General features: G+C 55.9%; 18 protein-coding genes and 1 pseudogene. 2 read left to right on the top strand and 17 right to left on the bottom strand.

Going from position 1 to position 19,665, the window contains the following annotated elements:
- Positions 1-117: 117 nt before the first annotated feature.
- The 15 genes and pseudogenes from QIT27_RS08685 to QIT27_RS08755 form a co-directional block, all read right to left on the bottom strand.
- Positions 118-1,503, bottom strand: a complete 1,386-nt coding sequence (locus QIT27_RS08685; RefSeq protein WP_285263504.1) for an undecaprenyl-phosphate glucose phosphotransferase — start codon at positions 1,501-1,503, stop codon at positions 118-120.
- A gap of 36 nt (positions 1,504-1,539) precedes the next feature.
- A complete protein-coding gene (locus QIT27_RS08690) occupies positions 1,540-2,628 on the bottom strand; it encodes a glycosyltransferase family 4 protein (RefSeq protein ID WP_285263505.1) in 1,089 nt (362 codons plus the stop codon).
- The gene (locus tag QIT27_RS08695) at positions 2,625-3,131 is read right to left on the bottom strand and encodes a glycosyltransferase (RefSeq protein WP_285263506.1); all 507 of its coding nucleotides are present in this window, start codon (positions 3,129-3,131) and stop codon (positions 2,625-2,627) included. Before QIT27_RS08695 ends, QIT27_RS08690 begins: the two co-directional genes overlap by 4 nt.
- The gene (locus QIT27_RS08700) at positions 3,128-3,589 is read right to left on the bottom strand and encodes a glycosyltransferase family protein (RefSeq protein WP_285263507.1); all 462 of its coding nucleotides are present in this window, start codon (positions 3,587-3,589) and stop codon (positions 3,128-3,130) included. Before QIT27_RS08700 ends, QIT27_RS08695 begins: the two co-directional genes overlap by 4 nt.
- Entirely contained in the window at positions 3,586-4,821 is a 1,236-nt protein-coding gene (locus QIT27_RS08705; RefSeq protein ID WP_285263508.1) for a hypothetical protein, read from the bottom strand. Before QIT27_RS08705 ends, QIT27_RS08700 begins: the two co-directional genes overlap by 4 nt.
- Positions 4,822-4,861: 40 nt before the next feature.
- Positions 4,862-5,656: a lipopolysaccharide biosynthesis protein gene (locus tag QIT27_RS08710; RefSeq protein WP_285263509.1), complete on the bottom strand. Its 795-nt coding sequence runs from the start codon at positions 5,654-5,656 to the stop codon at positions 4,862-4,864.
- Between the two features lie 86 nt (positions 5,657-5,742).
- The gene (locus QIT27_RS08715) at positions 5,743-7,062 is read right to left on the bottom strand and encodes a UDP-glucose dehydrogenase family protein (RefSeq protein ID WP_285263510.1); all 1,320 of its coding nucleotides are present in this window, start codon (positions 7,060-7,062) and stop codon (positions 5,743-5,745) included.
- A gap of 274 nt (positions 7,063-7,336) precedes the next feature.
- Positions 7,337-8,356: pseudogene (locus QIT27_RS08720) on the bottom strand (porin).
- A gap of 223 nt (positions 8,357-8,579) precedes the next feature.
- Entirely contained in the window at positions 8,580-9,659 is a 1,080-nt protein-coding gene (locus QIT27_RS08725) for a porin (RefSeq protein ID WP_285263511.1), read from the bottom strand.
- A gap of 263 nt (positions 9,660-9,922) precedes the next feature.
- Positions 9,923-10,678, bottom strand: coding sequence for a ProQ/FINO family protein (locus tag QIT27_RS08730; RefSeq protein WP_285263512.1), 756 nt, complete (start codon positions 10,676-10,678; stop codon positions 9,923-9,925).
- Positions 10,679-10,698: 20 nt separating this feature from the next.
- A complete protein-coding gene (locus QIT27_RS08735; RefSeq protein ID WP_159342689.1) occupies positions 10,699-11,238 on the bottom strand; it encodes a dihydrofolate reductase in 540 nt (179 codons plus the stop codon).
- Positions 11,235-12,053, bottom strand: a complete 819-nt coding sequence (locus QIT27_RS08740) for a thymidylate synthase (RefSeq protein WP_285263555.1) — start codon at positions 12,051-12,053, stop codon at positions 11,235-11,237. Before QIT27_RS08740 ends, QIT27_RS08735 begins: the two co-directional genes overlap by 4 nt.
- Before the next feature lie 135 nt (positions 12,054-12,188).
- Positions 12,189-12,977, bottom strand: coding sequence for a prolipoprotein diacylglyceryl transferase (gene lgt / locus QIT27_RS08745; RefSeq protein ID WP_285263513.1), 789 nt, complete (start codon positions 12,975-12,977; stop codon positions 12,189-12,191).
- 49 nt (positions 12,978-13,026) lie between these two features.
- Positions 13,027-13,824, bottom strand: coding sequence for a sulfite exporter TauE/SafE family protein (locus tag QIT27_RS08750; protein WP_159342692.1), 798 nt, complete (start codon positions 13,822-13,824; stop codon positions 13,027-13,029).
- A complete protein-coding gene (locus QIT27_RS08755; protein WP_350338768.1) occupies positions 13,821-14,984 on the bottom strand; it encodes a response regulator in 1,164 nt (387 codons plus the stop codon). The genes QIT27_RS08750 and QIT27_RS08755 overlap by 4 nt, the downstream gene beginning before the upstream one ends.
- 168 nt (positions 14,985-15,152) lie before the next feature.
- Between QIT27_RS08755 and QIT27_RS08760 the strand changes: the two genes are divergently transcribed.
- On the top strand, positions 15,153-15,929 hold the full coding sequence (locus QIT27_RS08760) for an NRDE family protein (RefSeq protein ID WP_285263514.1): 777 nt from the start codon (positions 15,153-15,155) through the stop codon (positions 15,927-15,929).
- Here QIT27_RS08760 and ptsP read toward each other — a convergent pair.
- The gene (gene ptsP, locus QIT27_RS08765; protein WP_285263557.1) at positions 15,926-18,187 is read right to left on the bottom strand and encodes a phosphoenolpyruvate--protein phosphotransferase; all 2,262 of its coding nucleotides are present in this window, start codon (positions 18,185-18,187) and stop codon (positions 15,926-15,928) included. The two genes, QIT27_RS08760 and ptsP, sit on opposite strands and share 4 nt — an antisense overlap.
- Before the next feature lie 86 nt (positions 18,188-18,273).
- Positions 18,274-18,768, bottom strand: coding sequence for an RNA pyrophosphohydrolase (locus QIT27_RS08770; protein WP_139527002.1), 495 nt, complete (start codon positions 18,766-18,768; stop codon positions 18,274-18,276).
- 176 nt (positions 18,769-18,944) lie between these two features.
- On the opposite strand from QIT27_RS08770, the gene QIT27_RS08775 reads away from it, so the two are divergent.
- Entirely contained in the window at positions 18,945-19,601 is a 657-nt protein-coding gene (locus QIT27_RS08775; RefSeq protein ID WP_159342694.1) for a histidinol-phosphatase, read from the top strand.
- The last annotated feature ends 64 nt before the right edge of the window (positions 19,602-19,665 follow it).

A 19,665-nucleotide genomic window follows, 5' to 3' on the forward strand; every position in this document is an offset into this window, starting at 1 on the left:
GTCAGGCAAGCGCCTGAAAAGTGCCATACTATCACACCCCTGACACACCCCACTCACGTGCTGATTCGCTACCACGAACGCGGATTCGTTTCATTTTCAACGACGTTGCAACTCCGTCTAATAAGCGTTTTTGTTGATAAAACCTTTGAAGACGGTGAGTACGATGATTTTCAAATCCAGCCAAAGCGACCAGTTGTCGATGTACCACAAATCGTACTCGACCCGCCGCTGCATCTTTTGCAGCGTATCGGTTTCTCCGCGCAGACCGTTGACCTGAGCCCAGCCGGTAATACCTGGCTTCACCTTATGACGGCGCATGTAAGACTCCACCAGTTCTTTGTACTGCTCGTTATGGGCCAGTGCGTGTGGACGTGGTCCGACGATGGACATGCGCCCTTGCAGCACGTTGTAAAACTGCGGCAGCTCATCCAGTGAAGTACGTCTTAAAAAGGCTCCGATCGGCGTGATGCGGCTATCGTTCTTTTTGGCTTGGGTCACTTGGCCAGCCTCTTCTTGGTGAACACGCATCGAGCGAAATTTATACACCTTGAAGCGACGCCCGTTGGAGCCCTCACGGTGCTGTTTGAAGAGTATCGGTCCTGGTGAGGTGAGCTTGATAGCCAGCGCAATTCCCAGACACACCGGCAGAATCATGATCGAGATGAGGGTGCCAATGATGATGTCTTCACCACGTTTGACAAAGCGCGACATACCGCTCATGGGCGACACGCTCAGGTCGATCGCATAATGCCCGGCCACTTCGCTCATGCGGTGGTTGAGCAGATGCATTTCTTCGAACGCTGGAATAAAGCGCACTTCGGCGGTGTGGTTACGCAGCGCAAAAAATAGCGACCGCACGACGTGCCCCATTTCGAAGGGTACGCAAATCCACACCTCGCGGGCATTCGAACGGCTGATGCGCCGGACGATGCGCTCGATGCACTCCTCGTTGACCTGATCTTTGATGCGCTCGACGCCGGCAATGGTATGCCCTTCCCAAGCGGCACTACGAATGCCCTCCGCCACGTCCAATACATTGGTTGCCGGGCCTATCAGGAAGACCGGGCGCCGGGCACCGCCTCTCAGGCGCACGTGCTGTAAGGCAAGCTGTACCAGTAAACGCGCGCCGCCTGCGACGAGAAACGAAACTGCGAGCGTCAAACCAATCCAGAGTCGAGAGTAACGGTTGGCAACGTGAGCAAAGTAGATGAGTGACGCAGCCGTGATGCCGACAGCCACCCACACCAGCAGCAGTTTGCCTAACATCTGCCCGACGGGCGTAATACGCCAACGACGGTAGCTACCGGACATGCTGTTAATCACTAGCACCAGTAAGCCGATGCAAATAAGCGCAAGCACGTAGCGCTCGTGCAAGTGAAGTGAGCCAAACCGCATCCAGTGCGCTAACCAGCCACCCGCAAAAATCGCCAGTACATCAAAAAAGGGGAACACCACCTGAGGCGGGAAACGTTCTGAAAACGTCATGGTTTTTGGCTTACCCATTGCAGCCACCCGTTATGCGTCCATTCACCAACATGTTCATTCGCTTTGCTGCTGACTCAAAATATCGTTCACCCCTTGGGTGAACACCTGCTGGTCGCTAAATCGATGGCGTACGCTTTTGGCTTGCGCGCTCAACGCTGCCCGCTCGGCTGCGGACAGCGTATGGAATGTTTCGATGGCCGCGACCAAACCATCGACGCCACCTTCATAAAAGTACCCGTTCTTGCCCTCTTGAAGATACTCCTGGGCGGCGTGCAACTGCGCGTTGGCAATGACCGGGACACCACAGGCCAAGGCCTCGACAGCTACCAACCCAAAGCTCTCTCGTAACGAGGGAAATACGAAGACGGAAAAATCGGACAGCACCTCCGGCAGCTGCTCTCTAGGTAATGCGCCTTTGAACGTGGTGATATCGGCTACGCCGAGCTGCTGCGCCAACTGCTCTAGGGCTGCTCGCTGAGAGCCATCTCCCACTAGCACCAAACGCTTGTTGGGGATGTCTAGCTTAGCGAAGGCTTCCAGCAGCGTTTGGCAGTTCTTGCCTGGCTCTAAGCGAGATACACAGCCCACGATGAAGGCATCATCGGGGGCTGGTTCGTAGGCGTGCAGCGGAGCTGCAAATAGCTCGCCGACGCTGTCTGGATAGACTTTGATAATGCGCGCCAATGGCACCTTCAACTGCGCATGGATTTCATGACGAAAATGCTCCGAAGGCGCAACGCACAGGTCGACGCTACTTTTTAGCCGATCGAACAGCCCACGAAACACGCTAGAACCAGCAATTTGCACCAGATCCGTCCCGTGGAAACGCAGCACCAGATAAAAGTGCTTGGGTTTCATTAGGGCCAGTAGGTAGAGCAGCGGCAAAAAATAGACCGGATAGTGAACCTCTAGCAGCGTCCCTGCAGGCTTGTTGCGTAGCGAAAGCGCACAGCGTACCAGTAAGTCGGTATACAGCCTGATTTTGCTGAGCTTACTGGTGGGTTTTTCGCGGATGGCCACCCGCTCTACGTTTTCGCTGCCCAACGCTTGCCGCCACGCCTGCTCGGTCGATTTGACGAAGGTGCCATAATGCGGGGCCGCATGGGTGGGGTACAGGTTCGTCCATAACAATAGACGCTTCATGAGGTGCGCCCTTTCAATCCAAGATGCTCGGCAATACGCCGACCTAGCGCGTTGTCTTGGCTTGTTCGTTTGAGTGGTTCGGCACCAACAGGCGCGTGGACCAACGTATCCAGCGCATTGAAAAGAGCCTGCTTATCCTCACAAAACGCCAGTGACGGGTATTGGCCGGCAAATGCCTGAGCCGTATCGCGCTGGTGGTCGTTACGATGCTCGCCTAACGCGTATTGACGGGGCATGAACACGCCACGTTTGCCGTGGTCGAGGCAGGACAGAATACTGCCCATCCCAGCGTGCGAGACGATGCCCTGCGCTTGGCAAAACCAATGATAGTACTCATCGCTCGAGAGCGTTTTGAAAAGCTGCATGTCAGGGTGAACAAAACGGCTATCTTCGCCTACTTGCGCAACGACTTTGCCTGAGTAGCCGCGCTGGTCGCGCCACTCTGCGAAGTGTTCCAGTAAGCGGTCGAAAGGTAGCTGGGTGCCGACGGTAATGAAGATCATAGGACTTTCCCCCAGTAGCGCACGCGCTTGTCCTTGGCCGCCAGATGTTCCCACTGGGTCAGGCAAACATCGCAAAAAAAGCGCGCTATTTTGCCTGAAAAAGAGAGCTGCTGATAATTGGCCATGCTGTCGACCCAAATGACCTGCTTACCCATCACTTTGGCGAGAAAGCAGAGCAGCAGGCCTGGCAGTGCTCCAGTGGAGATCACCACATCTGGCTTGACCGCTCTCAACACTCTGACGGATTGCCACAGCGCCGAGCACAGCGCCTTGATGCCGCTACCCCTGTGTATGTTTGGGCAACAATGCGCCGGGGTATCCTCCACGACGAGTCCGGGCTCCGTACTGGCAAAACTAAACGCCACGTTATGTTGCTCGGCTTCTTGCGCAAGCTGGGCGTACAGCCGCTTGAGCTGTATGAAATGGCCTCCAAAAGAGCCTACTAACAGAATGTTCACGCTTCCTCCTTGAAGGTCGGCAGCCGGGTTTTGAGTTGATAGAGGTAGCCGATCAGTAGCGCTGTTGCGCTTGAGGCAATACCTGAATTGACGACGTGTCCCGCCGCAAGACTCACCCCAATGACCGTGATGATGAGCAGCCAAAAGCTCATGCCGTACCTTGGCTGCCGCTTGAGTAGCTGTGTAGCCCAGACGCCCCCTAGCAGCCAAGGCAGGTAAAAGAGTAAGCCACCCATGACGCCAAAGCTGATGAAGACATCGATCAGATCTATCTCTACCAGAGAGCCTCGCACTGCCAGCAGGTGATCGACGCCTACACCAAACAGCACATCCCAAAACCCAAAGGGTACGACGACCAGCTCGACGGCTTCACCTAAAAATGAGAGTCGTCCGCTCAGCAAAGCTCCCCAAAAGCCGCCATGCAGCTTGTAGAGAAAAAGCATTCGATCCAACAGCCCGGCGGCTTGAATGAACTGGTAGCCGAAGACGATGACTGCCGCGCCACCCACCAACGTGATCAGGTACACGGTGGGGATGCGCCTTACTTTGAAGTAACCATTGTGGATCAGTGCCAATACGAACACCATGCAGATCCCCAGCATGGCTACTTTGGTGGCTTTCATCAGGAAAAACAGCAGGAATAGACCAAACACCAACGCCAGGCTTCCAGCGCCACGCGTTTCGGCCAAGCGAAACAACACGATACTGGCCGACGCGAGCATCAAATAGCTCATTTCATTACCTGCGATGATGAAACCTTTTCCACCGATCCCACCGGCATACTGCGATTCGCCAACGCCTAACACGCCCAACGAGACGTTCACAGACATGACGATGAAGTAAAACAGCATCAGCCCTGCCAGTTTTTGCAGGCTCCAAAAACCCTCTGACTGCTTGGCCTCTCCCACCAGATAGAACAGCAGTGCTAAGGTCAGCAACCCCCGCACCGCCCAAGTAACGCTTTCTATCGCGTGCCCATAGTTCATTACCTGATAGAACAAACACAGGGCCATGAGCGCTGCGCAAAGCAGTAGATATAAAAACTGCTTCACGTGATAGATCATCAGCACGACCAATAGCACAACGAACCCCAGCGTTTTGTATGGCGCGGAGATGCTGGGCAGCGATACGCTTTGGTAATAGAGGTAGCCGTTGAGTGTATCGACCAACGGCCATGCCATGAGAAAACATAGCAACAGCAAGTCGATACACCGCTTTAGTTTCATATCCATCGCTGGCTCCGGCGGCAATGAGTGCGTTAACGCCCTCTCATTACTGGGCGCGCCGATAAGCAGCTGCCACTTGCGTGACGAATACGCTGAAGACGGCGGCTAAAGGTGCCAATAGCAGTGCCACGAGCACACCGAATGCCAGAATAAAGGGTTTGCCGATTCCCACCGGTTCGAGACTTTGCACGGCGAGTTGGGTGGAGTCGCCAGGATTGATACTTTCGATACGACGTTCGAGCTGCAGCGTTTTCTCGAAGAAAGAGGCTTCCAGCTCGCGTGCGCTTTCGCTGCTGGCGGCCCGAGCAACCTCTAGTGCTTGCGAGTACGCTTGCTGTTGGGCCTCGAGCCCCGCCATTAATTCTTCTACCAGTTGCTGCTGATCTTGCTTGATGGCGTTTACCAGCCCTTCGTGAAACTGTTCGATCATGGGCTGGTGGACCTCTTCCGATTCGCTGAGGATACGCAGCAACAACGTATTACTGGGGTTCGTCACGTCGATATCGAATGGAATCCCTTCTACGCTTTCATTTTCCAGTAGTTGTCTACGTTGCTGCTCGATGAAGACGTTTTCTAATTTGGCGATGACTTCTTCAGGCGTTTCGAGCCCTTCTCGCTCGCCCTCCAACGTTTCATAAGACGCCACCGCATACATGGTGGCAAAACCATATTTGACCGGTTTTAACCAAAGAGCGGCCAGCGTCAGCAGCATGACGCATGCCATGCAGGCCAGCATGATCCTCCACTGTTTCAGCAATAACGTCACTAAGCTTACCAGCGTCATCTCCTCCGGCACTTGCTCTTGGATTTTGCTAGATTCCATTCCATTGCTTTCTTTCATTATAGCCCTCCATTTACCGCCATGCGGTTATGTCCCTGGCTGAATTAACCCCCTCTCCCTAACTTTAAATATTTATCTTTTATTATTTATCGTCCTACACCGTAATACGTAATGCCTCGTTTCAACATACGCTTTGGATCGAACAAATTGCGACCATCGACAATCACCGGTTGAGATAGCGTTGCTTTGATTAACTCAAAATCTGGCGCTTTGAAAGATTGCCAGTCGGTCACGATCACTAGAATATCGGCATTTTTTAGCGCGCCTTCTTTCGTTCCACACAGGGTTAAATCATCACGATGGCCATAAATCCGCTGCGCTTCTTCCATGGCTTCAGGATCGTACGCTTGTACTTTAGCGCCCGCCTGCCATAAAGATTCCATGACTACACGACTGGGGGCTTCTCGCATATCGTCGGTATTCGGCTTGAAGGCCAGCCCCCACAACGCCACGACTTTACCTTCCAGCGAGCCGTCGAAGTGGCGGTTAATTTTTTCGAACAGGGTGTTTTTTTGCAGCTGGTTGCGCTCTTCGACCGCTTTTAGCACTTTGGCATCGAAGGCGATACTTTCAGCCGTGCGTATCAGCGCCTGCACGTCTTTTGGAAAACAGGAGCCCCCGTAGCCCGCGCCAGGATATATAAAGTGGTAGCCAATACGAGGGTCACTGCCAATGCCTTGGCGCACCATTTCAATGTCGGCGTCCAAGCGCTCGGCAAGATTCGCCATCTCGTTCATGAAGCTGATCTTCGTAGCCAGCATGCAGTTAGCCGCGTACTTCGTTAGCTCGGCGCTACGCACGTCCATGGTGATGATTTTGTCATGGTTACGGTTAAACGGTGCGTAGAGCTCACGCATGATATCGATGGTTGCATCGTTCTTAGTGCCAATGATGATACGGTCAGGCTTCTTGCAATCGGCTACCGCACTTCCTTCTTTCAAAAACTCGGGGTTGGATACCACGTCGAACGACAGATTTGTTTGCCGTTTGGCTAACACTTCTTCTACCACGGCAGTCACTTCATCCGCCGTGCCGACGGGCACCGTGGACTTGTTGACGATGACCACCGGTTTTTCAATATGCGTCGCGATGGTCTCGGCTACCTTCAGAACGTATTTCAAATCGGCGCTGCCATCTTCGTCTGGTGGCGTGCCAACCGCGATGAACTGTACCTCTCCGTGCTTGACGCCTTCTTCAGCCTGGGTGGTAAACGTCAGCCTACCTGCTGCGTAGTTCTCTTTGACGAGGGCTTCGAGCCCTGGCTCATAAATAGGAATGACACCCTGCTCTAAACGCGCGACTTTTTCAGCATCGACATCGACACACACGACGTTGTGACCCACATCCGCCAGAACGGCACCTTGCACCAGCCCTACATAGCCTGTTCCAAACACGGTTACGTTCATACTTTCCCTATCAACTCACATAGTTCGTTAATGAACACAGCCGGACGCGGTGTTTTCAAACATCGGCTGGCAGCGATAAACGTTGGCTATCATACCGTTTATCAGCAACGCTGTAATGCTATGCCAAACCAGTCAACGGTGTCGTTTGATTCTGGTACAGCAGCGTGGGGCTGACCAGATGAAAAACCTCATGTTGGTACATAAAAAAACGCCCCCTTGCTCTGCAAAGGGGCGCTTTCACCACAGTGATGGGCGACGATACCGACAGACTCAATTAAAAGTGGTAGCGCGCACCGGTAAGCCAGTACATGTCTTTCAAACCACTTTTCCGACTGAGACCTGGCGCGTCGCTATCTGCCAGCTCTACGAATACGTCAAAAGCGGTAGAAAGTTTGTAGTAAGTGCCTGCCGCCCAGGCATTGCTACTGTCTTTTTCATCGCGATCGATACGATACAGATCGGCAGTGAGTGCCCAGGGGCCGGTGGCGTAGGTAGCCCCCAGGCCGACGGTGTTATAACCACCTCCATATAATTCGCTTTGGCTTTGCCATTCTGCCCCCACACGAACACTCACACTATCGTTCGCCTGGTAGTTACCCGTGACACCGTAAAGCATTTCTCCATTGCCATTGCCCCGCACGACGTCCTCAGCGGCGCCTACACCGATACTTAGCGGGCCATGCTGGTACTGAACCCCACCTTGTGCTGCCAGCACACTCCCCTCACGATGCTGTTCCGCCGCTTTCAAGCCTCGCTCACTGTAATGCTTCACTTGCACGAACGTGGTGAAACCATTGAGCGTTGGCGTGTAGTAGCCGATGGAATCGCCACGGGACTGCAATCCTGTGGCGCTCAACTGCATTCCACGATCCAAGTAAACGTCAAACGGTGCGGAGACGAACTGATAATAGAGACTATCGAAGCTGCCTGCCTGCAGCGTTCCGTAGCGCTCGCTCGCCAGACCAAGATAGCTTTGACGAATTTCATTGAATCCTTGCGCTGTATTTCGTTCATCCCCTGTGAAGCGCTACTCTAGTCGGCCAAACGCACGGATATCATCGTTGACTTGCTGGCTCATGCGAAAGCCGAGCCGCGAATAAACGTCTACAAACTCGATGCTGTCATCGATCTGTTGACCCGATGAAGGAATCTCTGGTCCTCCACCAGTGACACCCATGGCAATACGCCCATATATATCTAACTGTGTTCCGTCTTCGTTATAGAGCGTAGCTGCATTTGCGCTTGAACTCGCGAGTGCCACTACCGCGACTATTGTTTGAACAGACCGTTTCATCGACATCCCTTGCAGTCAATCATTACGTTTTAGTGCCTTACATTGCTCATACGAATCAATGCGATGCAATATTGTAACAAAAATTCACGTAATGAGAAGTCATCTCAACACGAACGCACGAGAGCTTTTACGCTTTTACATAGCAATAAAAAACCGACCCCATAAGGGGTCGGTTCATTGGCTACTGCAGGGGTTACAACTTTAAGCTTGGTTTAACCAAGGCTTAGAAGTGGTAACGAGCGCCTGTCAGGTAGTAAACGTCATCGCCTTCAGCTTGTTCAACGTCAACCAGGTTGTTGCTGCCGTCGAATACGTCAACGCTGATAGACTGCTGGTCAGCTTGGTTCAGCTCCAGGAACACGTCAAAGTTGCTGGAAACTTTGTAGTAAGTGCCCAGGGCCCATGCAGTGCGGTCGTCTTCGCTGCTGCTGTCATTGCTGATGTCATAGATATCAGCAGTGAATGCCCACGGACCAGTCGCGTAAGTACCACCCAGACCTACTTTGTCGAAGCCGCCGCCCAGAGTATCGTTCTGCTCACGACCTTCGTAACCCAGACGTACAGAGAACTGATCGTTCACGTCGTAAGAACCGATCAGGCCGCCCAGCATTTCGCCGTTACCGCCGCCACGTACGACGTCTTCAACGAAGCCCAGACCTACAGTGAACGGGCCTTGCTGGTAACGAACACCACCTTGCGGTGCAATTACGTTGCCTTCTTCACGAACCGGCTCAAGCGCGCCACGCTCGCTGTAGTGCTTCAGCTGCAGGAACGCAGTGAAACCTTGCAGGTCAGGCGTGTAGTAACCGATAGAGTCGCCGCGAGACTGGATCGGGTGACCAGCGAACTCTAGGCCACGGTCGATGTACACGTCGAACGGCAGAGATACGAACTGGTTGTAGAAGCTGTCGAAGTTACCAGCTTGGAACGTACCGTACTGCTTGCTTTGCAGACCCAGGTAGCTCTGACGAACTTCGTTGAAGCCAGAGTCAGAAGCATCGCTCAGGTCAGTGCGGTCGTCGCCACGGAAACGCCACTCAACGCGACCGAAAGCGGTCAGGTCAGAGGTCACTTCCTGGCTCATGCGCAGGCCCAGACGAGAGTATACGTCTACGAACTCTTCGCTGTTGTCGATGCGCTGGTTGTCATCGTTGTACTCAGCGCCGCCACCAGCAACGCCCATGGCGATACGGCCATAAACGTCCAGTTTGGTGCCGTCTTGGTCATAAACGGTCGCTGCTTGAGCGGCAGCGGAGGCGCCCAGGGCACCAACAATAGCAGTCGCTAAAAGTGTCTTTTTCATGATGTAGGTTCCTTAACTAGCTTACTGTTTCGATCGTTATTACTGGCCTTCAAAGAAGCCAGTAAGTGGCTTGCGGGCCATGCTCTTTTTCTCATCCACCGGTTTTTCCCGGTGGTATGCGACATGTCCTCAACAAAGCCTTGTTATAGTCCAATGCTCGCAGGTCAAACTCTATACCGGGATTCCAGGGAACGCAATAGAAAAAAACAGTGTTTTTTTACGATTTGTGTTTTTTTATGGAACCCACAGCACGGCCTCGGGTCTCAGCGGCCTTCGAATTTTTGCTGCAAGCCTTTTAGTTTCTCTTCCATGCTAAGCGGCTTTTTCTGCTCGCTTTTTTCGGACGTTACTGGTTTTGAAGCAGGCTGTTGGTCGTATCGATGTGACTTGTCAGCCCTGGCCTTCGTTTTATTAGTGCTGCTTTTTGCAGGGGTGGCCGAGCGGTCAGACGCATTTTTCGTGGGCGACTCGTGTCGACGCTCACTGGCATGTTGCGCAGCTTCTTTATCCACTTTACCCGCAGGCTGCCCGTCTAAATCGACACGTTCGGCCCCTTCGCGCATGGATTTGATATAGCGCGGTAAATTGACGTAGTTGGCCAGCGCGCGGCGAATCAACTTGCCAGACCAAGGTTCGCGTTCGGCCAAATCTTGGTGAATGCCTACCTTCAATGGCTTGGTATGCCCTTTAAAGAAAGCATTCGGGTAGCGCTGATACCACTGTTTCAACAGCGCTTGCGGCGAAGGTGGTGTGGTGGGCGTGTCAGGCGCATCTGGCTCTGCCGAGCTGGTAACGCTCGGCGCTGGCTCAGGCAGTGATTGGGAAGCATGACTATCCGCTGCCGAGCGCTCTGTTTCAGCGGCGGGCATAGGGGCAGGCGTTTCTGGAGCGTGAGCCGTCAGTGCCGCGAGTTGTTGCTTTAACTGCTGATTCTCCTCGCGCAGCGCAGTGAGTTCGGCATTTTTTTGTTCGAGCCGTGTTTCTAACGTTTCTAATAGATGCAGTACGCTGGCGGCCATAACCCCCTCCTTTGACCTGATCAGTCGCTGACGCGCTCGTACACAACGAAGTCGTAGTTCGGCTGCCCTTCCGCTGGCTGGCCGGGTACACGCTGGACTTCTTGCCACTCGTCCATGGAAAACTCGGGGAAGTGGGCGTCGCCCTCGACCTCGATATCGACTTCCGTGATGTAGAGACGTTGTGCAAACGGTAAAGCTTGACGATAAATCTCGCCGCCACCCATGACCATGACTTCTTCCGCCGCTTCGATGGTCGCCTGCTGATCGGCCAGCGCTAACGCAGCGGGCAGTTCGTGGCACACGCGCGTGCCTTCGGCGCTAAAATGGGTATCCCGAGTGACCACGATATTGAGTCGGTTAGGCAGCGGCTTACCGATGGAGGCATAGGTTTTGCGTCCCATAACCAGCGGCTTGGCTTGTGTCATGCGTTTGAAAAACTTCAAATCTTCGGGCAAGTACCAGGGTAGCTTGCCATCGACGCCGATGACGCGATTCTTGGCCATGGCGACGATCATCGCGACGGGCACCAGCGATTCATAAGCGGTGGCTTGCTGACTCATACGGCTACCTTTGCTTTGATATGCGGATGTGACTCATAGCCTTCGATCTGAATATCATCGAAAGTGAAGTCGAAGAGGTTTTTGATATCGGGATTGAGCGCCAGCGTAGGTGGCGCCATGGGCGTACGGCTGAGCTGCTCTTGAGCCTGTTCGAGATGATTGCTGTACAGGTGCGCATCCCCTAGCGTGTGCACGAATTCACCCGGTTTTAGCCCTGTGACCTGGGCCACCATGCTAAGAAGCAGCGCATAACTGGCGATATTGAAGGGCACGCCCAAGAAGATATCGGCACTGCGCTGGTATAGCTGGCACGAGAGCCGACCGTTGGCGACGTAGAACTGAAACAGGCAGTGGCACGGCGGTAGCTTCATTTCATCGACTTGGCCGGGGTTCCATGCGGATACGATCAACCGACGCGACTGCGGATTCGTGCGAATCTGTTCGAGCAAATTGGTAATTTGATCGACACTGCCGCCGTTGGGATTTGGCCAGCTACGCCACTGATAGCCATACACGGGCCCCAGATTGCCATTTTCGTCGGCCCACTCGTCCCAAATACGCACACCGTTCTCTTTGAGATACCCAATGTTGGTATCCCCTTTCAGAAACCACAAAAGCTCGTGGATGATGGAGCGCAAATGCAGCTTTTTCGTCGTCAGCAGCGGGAAGCCACGTGAAAGGTCAAAGCGCATTTGATGCCCAAACACCGAGCGAGTCCCCGTGCCGGTGCGGTCGCCACGGTCAACGCCCTGCTCCAGCACGGTACGCATCAGATCTAGGTAAGGCTGTTCAAGCGCAGGTAACGTTGATGTCATGGCAGGCGTGGGCGTTGTTGCAGTCACAGAAATTCCAGATTAACAGCGAATGTGGGGCTGTATTCTAGGCCGCTCGCCGCTGATTGGCTACCAACGAGAGCGCGTACCCACCATTCACCATTTACCAATTACCAATTACCACTTCGCATCCACAGGCTGATGACGCGACCACGCCATGAACACCACCCCCAATGCAATCATGGGTAACGTAAGCAGCATGCCCATGGTGACCCAGCCGAAGGCGATGAAGCCGATATGGGCATCAGGCATGCGAACGAACTCGACCAAGAAGCGGAACACACCGTACCCCAGCAGGAAGAGGCCGGAGATGAAGCCACGCGAGCGCGGCTTGGCGGAAACCCACCAGAGAATGGCGAATAGCACTGCCCCCTCTAACAACGCTTCATAGAGGGCCGAGGGGTGTCGCGGTTCTGGCCCCATGCCCGGAAAGGGCATACCCCAGGGTAGCGAGGTGATGCGCCCCGGCAGCTCATGGTTGATGAAGTTACCGATACGTCCCGCCCCCAGGCCAATGGGCACAAGCGGCGCAATAAAATCGGTCAGCGCCATGAATGCCAACTGTTTGCGACGTGCGAAGAGCCAGGCAGCCAGCAATACGCCCATCAAGCCACCGTGGAAACTCATACCACCGTCCCAAACGCGGAAGATCCAGAGCGGGTCGGCCAGCCACTGCTCTAAGCCGTAGAACAGGGCATACCCTAAGCGCCCACCGGCGACCACGCCAATGGCACAGTAGAAAAGCAGATCGCCGATATCGTCTTTGGTCAGCCCAAGCCGTGGGGCGCGTTTGCACCCTAGCCACCAAGCGGCCACGAAGCCGACGACGTACATGAGGCCGTACCAATGCACCTGCAACGGGCCGAGGGAAATCGCGACAGGATCTATCGTTGGGTAGTTGATCATTCACTTTCTCTATTCGAATAAAAGAAATGCCACCACTTGCCACAGCGGGTTACGCCAGTATGAAGCGTAACCCCACCACGGCGAGCAGTGCAGCAAAGCAGTAACGAAGCACATGGGCGGGCAGCACGTGCGCCAAACGTACGCCGAGGCGGGCGAAGGGTACACTGGTGACGACGATGCCAATGAACGCAGGCCACATCACGAACCCGGTAGCCCAGGGCGGCAATAAGGGGTTGCCCCAACCCACCACGACGAACGTGACGGCCCCCACCGCCGCTATTGGTAAGCCACAGGCGGCAGAGGTTCCCACCGCTTGTGTCATGGTGGCACCACAGCGTGAAAGCCAGGGCACGGTCATCGCGCCACCGCCGATACCAAATAGCGCAGAAATGGCTCCCACCACGCCTCCCGCCACGGTCATGGCGACCTTGCCAGGGGCCAATGTGCCCGGTTTGGGCGTCAGCCCCATGAGCATCTTAGTGGCGAGCAGGAGCACGAACACGCCGAATAAGGTGCCTAGCACGGTGCCCGACAAATTACCGGCGATGAAGACGCCCGCAATGGCCCCCAACATCAACCCGGGTAGCAGCGCTAAAAACCACGCACGATGTACGCTGCCTTTACGAAAGTGGCCTAGCGCAGAGGACGCCCCCGTCACGACGATCGTGGCCAGCGAGGTGCCCACCGCTAGGTGCATGGTGATCTCGGGGGAAATGCCCTGTAAGCCGAAAGCAAAGACCAAGACGGGCACAATGATGATGCCGCCCCCCACACCGAACAAACCGGCCATGGTGCCAGCCGCGGCACCTAGCAATAAGTAACTGGCCAAAATGGCTGCAAAGGTCATTCGTTGGGCTTCTCCAGGGCGTTAGGCAGCCATTTTTTGATCATGCCGTGCAGGGTATCGGGCTGATAAGGTTTGGCGAGGATATCGTCGAGCCCGGCGTTCGCACAGGTGTCTTTGCCCGCGTTATCGGCATTGGCCGTCAGGGCGATCATGACGCTGCGCTTGGAGGAGTGCTGCGCTTCGTACTGTCGCCAGCGGCGGGTGGTTTCCAACCCATCCAGGGTGGGCATGAAGATATCCATGAACACCAAGTCATAGAAAGCCGACTGCTGACGCTCCAGTGCCTGCTCGCCGCTACTGACTCCCTCTACCTGAAGCCCTTGCGACTCCAGCATTTGCCGCGCCAGCATCAGGTTTACGGGGCCATCATCGACCACCAACACCCGCGGACTTTGCTCATCGGAAATGGGTAGGTCGTAGGTATTGGCCTCGTTCACGCTCTGTTGCACGAAGTTTGCCAGCAGCGAGCGAATATCCGCCAGCCGCTCGCGAACGTGGGTGACGTTCTGTCGACAGGCATCGGACGCCTCGTCGGTCAGCATGGTGCCCAGATGATCGAACAGGCTGTCGGCTTCACGCTGCATGAGCGTCAGGTAGCCAGACTTTAGACGCGACTCCTCTCGGGCGCGCTCTCTTCCCGCCATGAGGTGCTTTAGCTGCTTTTGCTGGTGGTGCAAGTCTTCCAAGAGGGCCTGATCGGACTTGGGCTGTTCAGTGGCTTCCCCAGCCACGTGGCCATTTTTCTCTAACGCGCTCACCAAGCTCGCCAATTGATCGTTGGCGCGAGTCAGCCGTTTGAGCGGGCGCTCGTGGCTCTCTTCGTTCAACAACAGCGGGGCATGGAGCATCATCCCCTGTTGAAGCGTATCGATATGGCGCTCCAGCTCGTTGAGACCTTGCACGAACAGCGCGTCTTTAAACTTGGCGCGCGCTTTGATTAACATTAAAAACGCGCCCACGTTGAGGCAGCTACCCAATAGCAGCGTCAGCGTGAGCCACAGCGTGGTGGTCCATGACGCTTGACCCGGTGACATCAGCCAAATCACGGCCCCCACCGTCACGCACAGCAACACCAATGCGGCTTGAACAAGAAGCAGGGGCCATAACACCGGCCAAATGACGGCATTCCAGAAGTGCTCTCGCTGATAGCGTTGCATCATTCTCGACTTCCTAGTTGGCAGAAGGCAGCATGCCCCTTACGTGTAGGTGGTTCACGTGGATGACCCGCGTTTCACTGCTAAGTGTACGTCGACACCGCACCCCTGTCATGCCACGCGCTCCCACCACTTCAACCAGGCGGCACGACGACTGCCGATCAAGGGCTATGTATGTGTTTAATGACCTTTCATTGGGCGCCCGGTAGCGCGACTCCGCTCCGCTTAGCAGGCAATCGCGATGAGTTTCATGCGCGCGCCACGGCTCCGCTAAGCGCTTGGCAGGACCTCCCTCTATGCGGAGGCCGCGATTTGGAGGCGGGGGGTACGTGGCTGGCAGCCAATCGGCGTGGCGTGATAGCAGCGCTCACCAACGTCCGCGACACGCGCTTGAAGACGCCCGACAGCGCTCCCAGCCGGGGCGAATTAGTTGCGGGCGTGCTCACCGCCGACGATCCGGCAGAGTGGCTCAAGGCGCTGGCTGGTCACCATGCCGAGCGCTACGCAGGCTTCAATTTACTGGTCGCCACGACCCGCCACTGCTGGCACCTGCATCGAGGTTACGAGGGCGTATCGCTGTCGCAAGTTGCCTCTGGGGTTCATGGGCTTTCGAATGCTAGCTTGAACACGCCATGGCCCAAACTCGAGGCCGTGCGGCAGGCACTTGCAGGGAACGAGGCGCGTCACTGGCGGCGTCACACCGGTCGCGCACTACACGATCCTGCCTTGGCCGAGCCAGCTCTCTTACCGGATACCGGCGTTGGGCTAGCACTCGAACACCAGCTGTCGGCGGCGTTCATCGTGGGCGAGCAGTATGGTACGCGCGCCACTACATGGCTGACGCTGAACGCCCTGGGCAATGCCACTCTCACCGAGCAGCGCTTTGGGCCGCTCGGCCGCTTTCTAGGCGATACCACATTGACGGCCTTGAACGAGCGAGCCGTGCCCTAATCCCGAGGAGGCAACAGATGCGACAGCTGCCACTCATCCAGTCGTTTATTCAGATGCTCGTGGACTCGGGCAGGCGTATCTAGCTGCATGATCTCTTTCAGCAGCGTTTGCGCATCCGCCAGGGAGACCCGACGAATTGCGGCACGCACTTTTGGCAGGCTGGGGGCGTTCATGGAGAGGCTGGTGAAGCCCATGGCCATCAAGAGCAGTGCACCCGCCGGGTCACCCGCTAGTTCACCACACAGCGATATGGGTTTGTCGAGCCGTTTGGCATCTTGGGCGAGTTCTTGCAGCGCCCCCAGCAGCGCCGGGTGAAGCGCATCGTACAAGCTGGAGACGCGTGGGTTGTTACGGTCGACCGCCAGCAGGTACTGCGTTAAATCGTTACTCCCCACCGAGAAGAAATCGACACGCTTGGCCAGCGCGTCCATCTGGTAGATGGTGGCCGGGACCTCGATCATCACGCCCACTTTGGGACGCTCGACGCTAATGCCCTCCTCGCCCAACTCCAAGATAGCTCGGTCGAGGAGACGAATGGCTTCATCCACTTCCTCGACGTTGGTGATCATGGGGAACAGGACATAGAGATTGCCCAAATCGTGAGACGCTTTGAGCATGGCGCGTAGCTGCACCATCAGTACTTCGGGGTGATCCAGGGTCACCCGCATGCCCCGCCAGCCCAAGAACGGGTTGGCTTCCTCGATGGGAAAGTAGGGCAAGTCTTTGTCGCCACCGATATCCAGCGTACGCATCACGACCGGCAGAGGCGCAAAGCCCTCCAACTGCTCGCGGTACATACGCATTTGCTCTTTCTCACCGGGGAAGCGCTCGGTGATCATGAACGGCACTTCGGTGCGGTAGAGCCCTACTCCGCCAATCCGGCTCTTGAGCAGTGCAGAGGCGTCCACTGCCAAACCGGTGTTCACCATCAGCGGCATCTCATGGCCGTCGGGGGTTTCGCTGGGGAGGTCTTGCTCGTGCTCCAGTACTTCGCTGAGCACTTTCTCTTCGGCAATCAAGCTGGCGTAGCGGGTTTGCAGCTCGGCAGCGGGGCGAACGAACAAGCGCCCCCGATGCCCATCGAGCACCACGGGCGCGCCATTAAGACGCGGCAGCGGCAAATCGACCATGCCCAACACGGTGGGAATGCCCATGGCACGGGCCACGATCGCCACGTGAGACGTACTAGAGCCGCGAACTGAGACGAGGCCTTTGAGCTTGTCGCGGGGTACTTCCCCCAGCATGGCCACACTGATTTCATCACCAACCAGGATGGCATTATCCGGATAGGTTTCCGGCGTGGAGGGCGTATCCTCCTGCAGGTGCGCCAGCACGCGACGGCCCAGGTCGCGGATATCTGCCGCCCGCTCGCGAAGGTAGTCGTCATCGACGCGTTCAAGATACTGCACATGGCGGCGGACGACATCGGCGAGCGCCCCCGGCGCCCACTGCCCTTCACGAATACGCTTCTCTACCTCTTCGGAGAGCGCGGCTTCGCCCAGCATTTGCTGGTATACGTCAAACAGCGCCAGCTCTTGAGAAGAGATCCGGTTAACCAAGCGCTCCGCTGCCGCACGAATTTCATCGCGGGTTTTGCCGATGGCCTCTTTTAGGCGGGCAATTTCGTACTCTTGATCGCTGGGAATCAGGTCAGGAACGCTGTTAAGGTCGGCAGGCGGTGTGATCACCACGGCTTCGCCCATGGCCATACCGGGTGACGCCGCGACGCCTTTGAACATGGCTTGCCCGCCGGGCAGCGCCGGGCGCGACAGGTTGCCCGTGGCTAACGCATGTGCCAGCACACCCGCCAGTTGGGCGGCCATGGTCACCAAAAAGGCTTCGTCTTCATCGTCGTAGCGACGCTTTTCCGCCTGCTGCACCACCAGCACGCCGAGCATGTGGCGCTGGTGGATGATGGGCACGCCTAGAAAGCTGGAGTAGCGCTCTTCACCGGTGGCTTCGAAGTAACGGAAATGGGAGTGCGATTGGGCATCTTCCAGGTTGAGCGGTTCGCTTCGCTTGGCAACCAGGCCCACCAAACCCTCGCCCAAAGGAAGTACCACACGCCCAACCGCTTGGGTACGCAAGCCGATGGTTTCCATGAGCACGAGCGACTCCAGCTCTTTATCGTAGAGATAAAAGGAGCACACATCGGTCTGCATGGCTTTGCGTATGCGGCGAACCATGGTCGACAGCGCGGCGTCGAGGTTTCGTGCGCCATTCACTTCTTGAATAACGCGTCGCAGCACCTCAAGCATGGACGTTTTACTATTCACTATTATCTGCCTCGCTGAGGGATTGTCCGGCTGGCTACCACTGCACTTACCCTGCAGTGATACGCGCGTTATCCTTCGTCATCTTGTGCCAAGCGCTGCACGCGCGGAGAAAGCTCCCTGAGTGCGCGCCGATAAACCTCGCGTTTGAACGGCACTACTTGCCCAAGCGGGTACCAGTAGCTCACCCATCGCCAACCGTCGAATTCAGGCTTGGGCGTGGCCGTCATACAGATCCGGTTTTCTTGGCAACGAATTTTGAGTAAAAACCACTTCTGCTTCTGGCCGATACAGACCGGCCGTGAGTGGGTACGAATCATGCGTCGTGGCAGACGGTAGCGCAGCCAGCCCCGGGTGCAGGCGACAATATCAACATCGTCGGCGGTTAGGCCGATCTCTTCGTGAAGTTCACGAAAAAGCGCTTGTTGTGGAGTCTCGCTTGCTTTGATGCCTCCCTGGGGAAACTGCCACGCATTTTGCCCTACACGACGCGCCCAAAGCAGCTGCCCCTGGCTATTGGCAATGATGATGCCAACATTGGGGCGAAAGCCGTCAGCGTCGATCACGGACATCACCTTCATAAATTTTCAGTTGTCCCCATTTTTCCACAAGGGAGACAACCGTATCAATACAATATAACGCTAAGTGGTTAAACCTAGGTGACTCTGCGATAATCCGGCGCTTTGTGTCCCACGACCAACGTCCACTATTCACCACCAACCGTAACCATAAGGGGAGCGCCGTGAGTCTGGCCATTTTCGATTTGGACAATACGCTGCTATCCATCGACAGCGATCACGCCTGGGGAGAGTTCTTGCTTGAACAGGGGGCGGTGGACCCCGTGGCGTACCGCGAAGCCAACGAACGTTTCATGGCCGATTACAATGCGGGCACGCTGGACATGGCGGCGTTTTTGGAAATGGCGCTCAAGCCGTTGGCCGATAACAGCCCCGAACAGCTAGTGGCGTGGCACCAGCAGTTCATGGCCAGCAAGATCGAGCCGCACATTCTACCCAAAGCCGAAGAGCTGCTGGCTCGGCACCGTACCAAAGGCGATACGCTGCTGATCATTACCGCCACCAACCGTTTCATCACCGGCCCCATCGCCGAGCGCCTGGGCGTAGATGATTTAATCGCCGTAGAACCCGAAATGATCGACGGCCGCTATACCGGACGTGTCGATGGCGTACCCAGCTACCGCGAAGGCAAAGTCACTCGTTTACAAGCGTGGCTGGAAGCCCAAGACCTCACGATGGACGGCGCGTGGTTCTACAGCGACTCCCACAACGACCTCCCGCTGTTGGAAAAAGTCGAGCACCCCGTCGCCGTCGACCCCGACGACACCCTACGCCAAGTGGCTGAAGAGCGAAACTGGCGAATTATGAGCCTGCGGGATTAAGGTAAGTGTCACGCATTTCTTGAGATGGCGACAGCCGCCTCGATATTACCGCCGTAATTCATCC

This window comes from Halomonas sp. LC1, from assembly GCF_030247125.1.
Taxonomy (GTDB): Bacteria; Pseudomonadota; Gammaproteobacteria; order Pseudomonadales; family Halomonadaceae; genus Vreelandella.

Coding starts and splice junctions, on each gene's coding strand:
- QIT27_RS08755 (WP_350338768.1), bottom strand. CDS start 14,984: ATGATGCAACGCTATCAGCGAGAGCACTTCTGGAATGCCGTCATTTGG.
- QIT27_RS08695 (WP_285263506.1), bottom strand. CDS start 3,131: ATGATCTTCATTACCGTCGGCACCCAGCTACCTTTCGACCGCTTACTG.
- QIT27_RS08735 (WP_159342689.1), bottom strand. CDS start 11,238: ATGAGTCAGCAAGCCACCGCTTATGAATCGCTGGTGCCCGTCGCGATG.
- QIT27_RS08740 (WP_285263555.1), bottom strand. CDS start 12,053: ATGACATCAACGTTACCTGCGCTTGAACAGCCTTACCTAGATCTGATG.
- lgt (WP_285263513.1), bottom strand. CDS start 12,977: ATGATCAACTACCCAACGATAGATCCTGTCGCGATTTCCCTCGGCCCG.
- QIT27_RS08725 (WP_285263511.1), bottom strand. CDS start 9,659: ATGAAAAAGACACTTTTAGCGACTGCTATTGTTGGTGCCCTGGGCGCC.
- QIT27_RS08730 (WP_285263512.1), bottom strand. CDS start 10,678: ATGGCCGCCAGCGTACTGCATCTATTAGAAACGTTAGAAACACGGCTC.
- QIT27_RS08710 (WP_285263509.1), bottom strand. CDS start 5,656: ATGAAAGAAAGCAATGGAATGGAATCTAGCAAAATCCAAGAGCAAGTG.
- ptsP (WP_285263557.1), bottom strand. CDS start 18,187: ATGCTTGAGGTGCTGCGACGCGTTATTCAAGAAGTGAATGGCGCACGA.
- QIT27_RS08715 (WP_285263510.1), bottom strand. CDS start 7,062: ATGAACGTAACCGTGTTTGGAACAGGCTATGTAGGGCTGGTGCAAGGT.
- QIT27_RS08685 (WP_285263504.1), bottom strand. CDS start 1,503: ATGGGTAAGCCAAAAACCATGACGTTTTCAGAACGTTTCCCGCCTCAG.
- QIT27_RS08705 (WP_285263508.1), bottom strand. CDS start 4,821: ATGGATATGAAACTAAAGCGGTGTATCGACTTGCTGTTGCTATGTTTT.
- QIT27_RS08690 (WP_285263505.1), bottom strand. CDS start 2,628: ATGAAGCGTCTATTGTTATGGACGAACCTGTACCCCACCCATGCGGCC.
- QIT27_RS08760 (WP_285263514.1), top strand. CDS start 15,153: ATGTGTTTAATGACCTTTCATTGGGCGCCCGGTAGCGCGACTCCGCTC.
- QIT27_RS08750 (WP_159342692.1), bottom strand. CDS start 13,824: ATGACCTTTGCAGCCATTTTGGCCAGTTACTTATTGCTAGGTGCCGCG.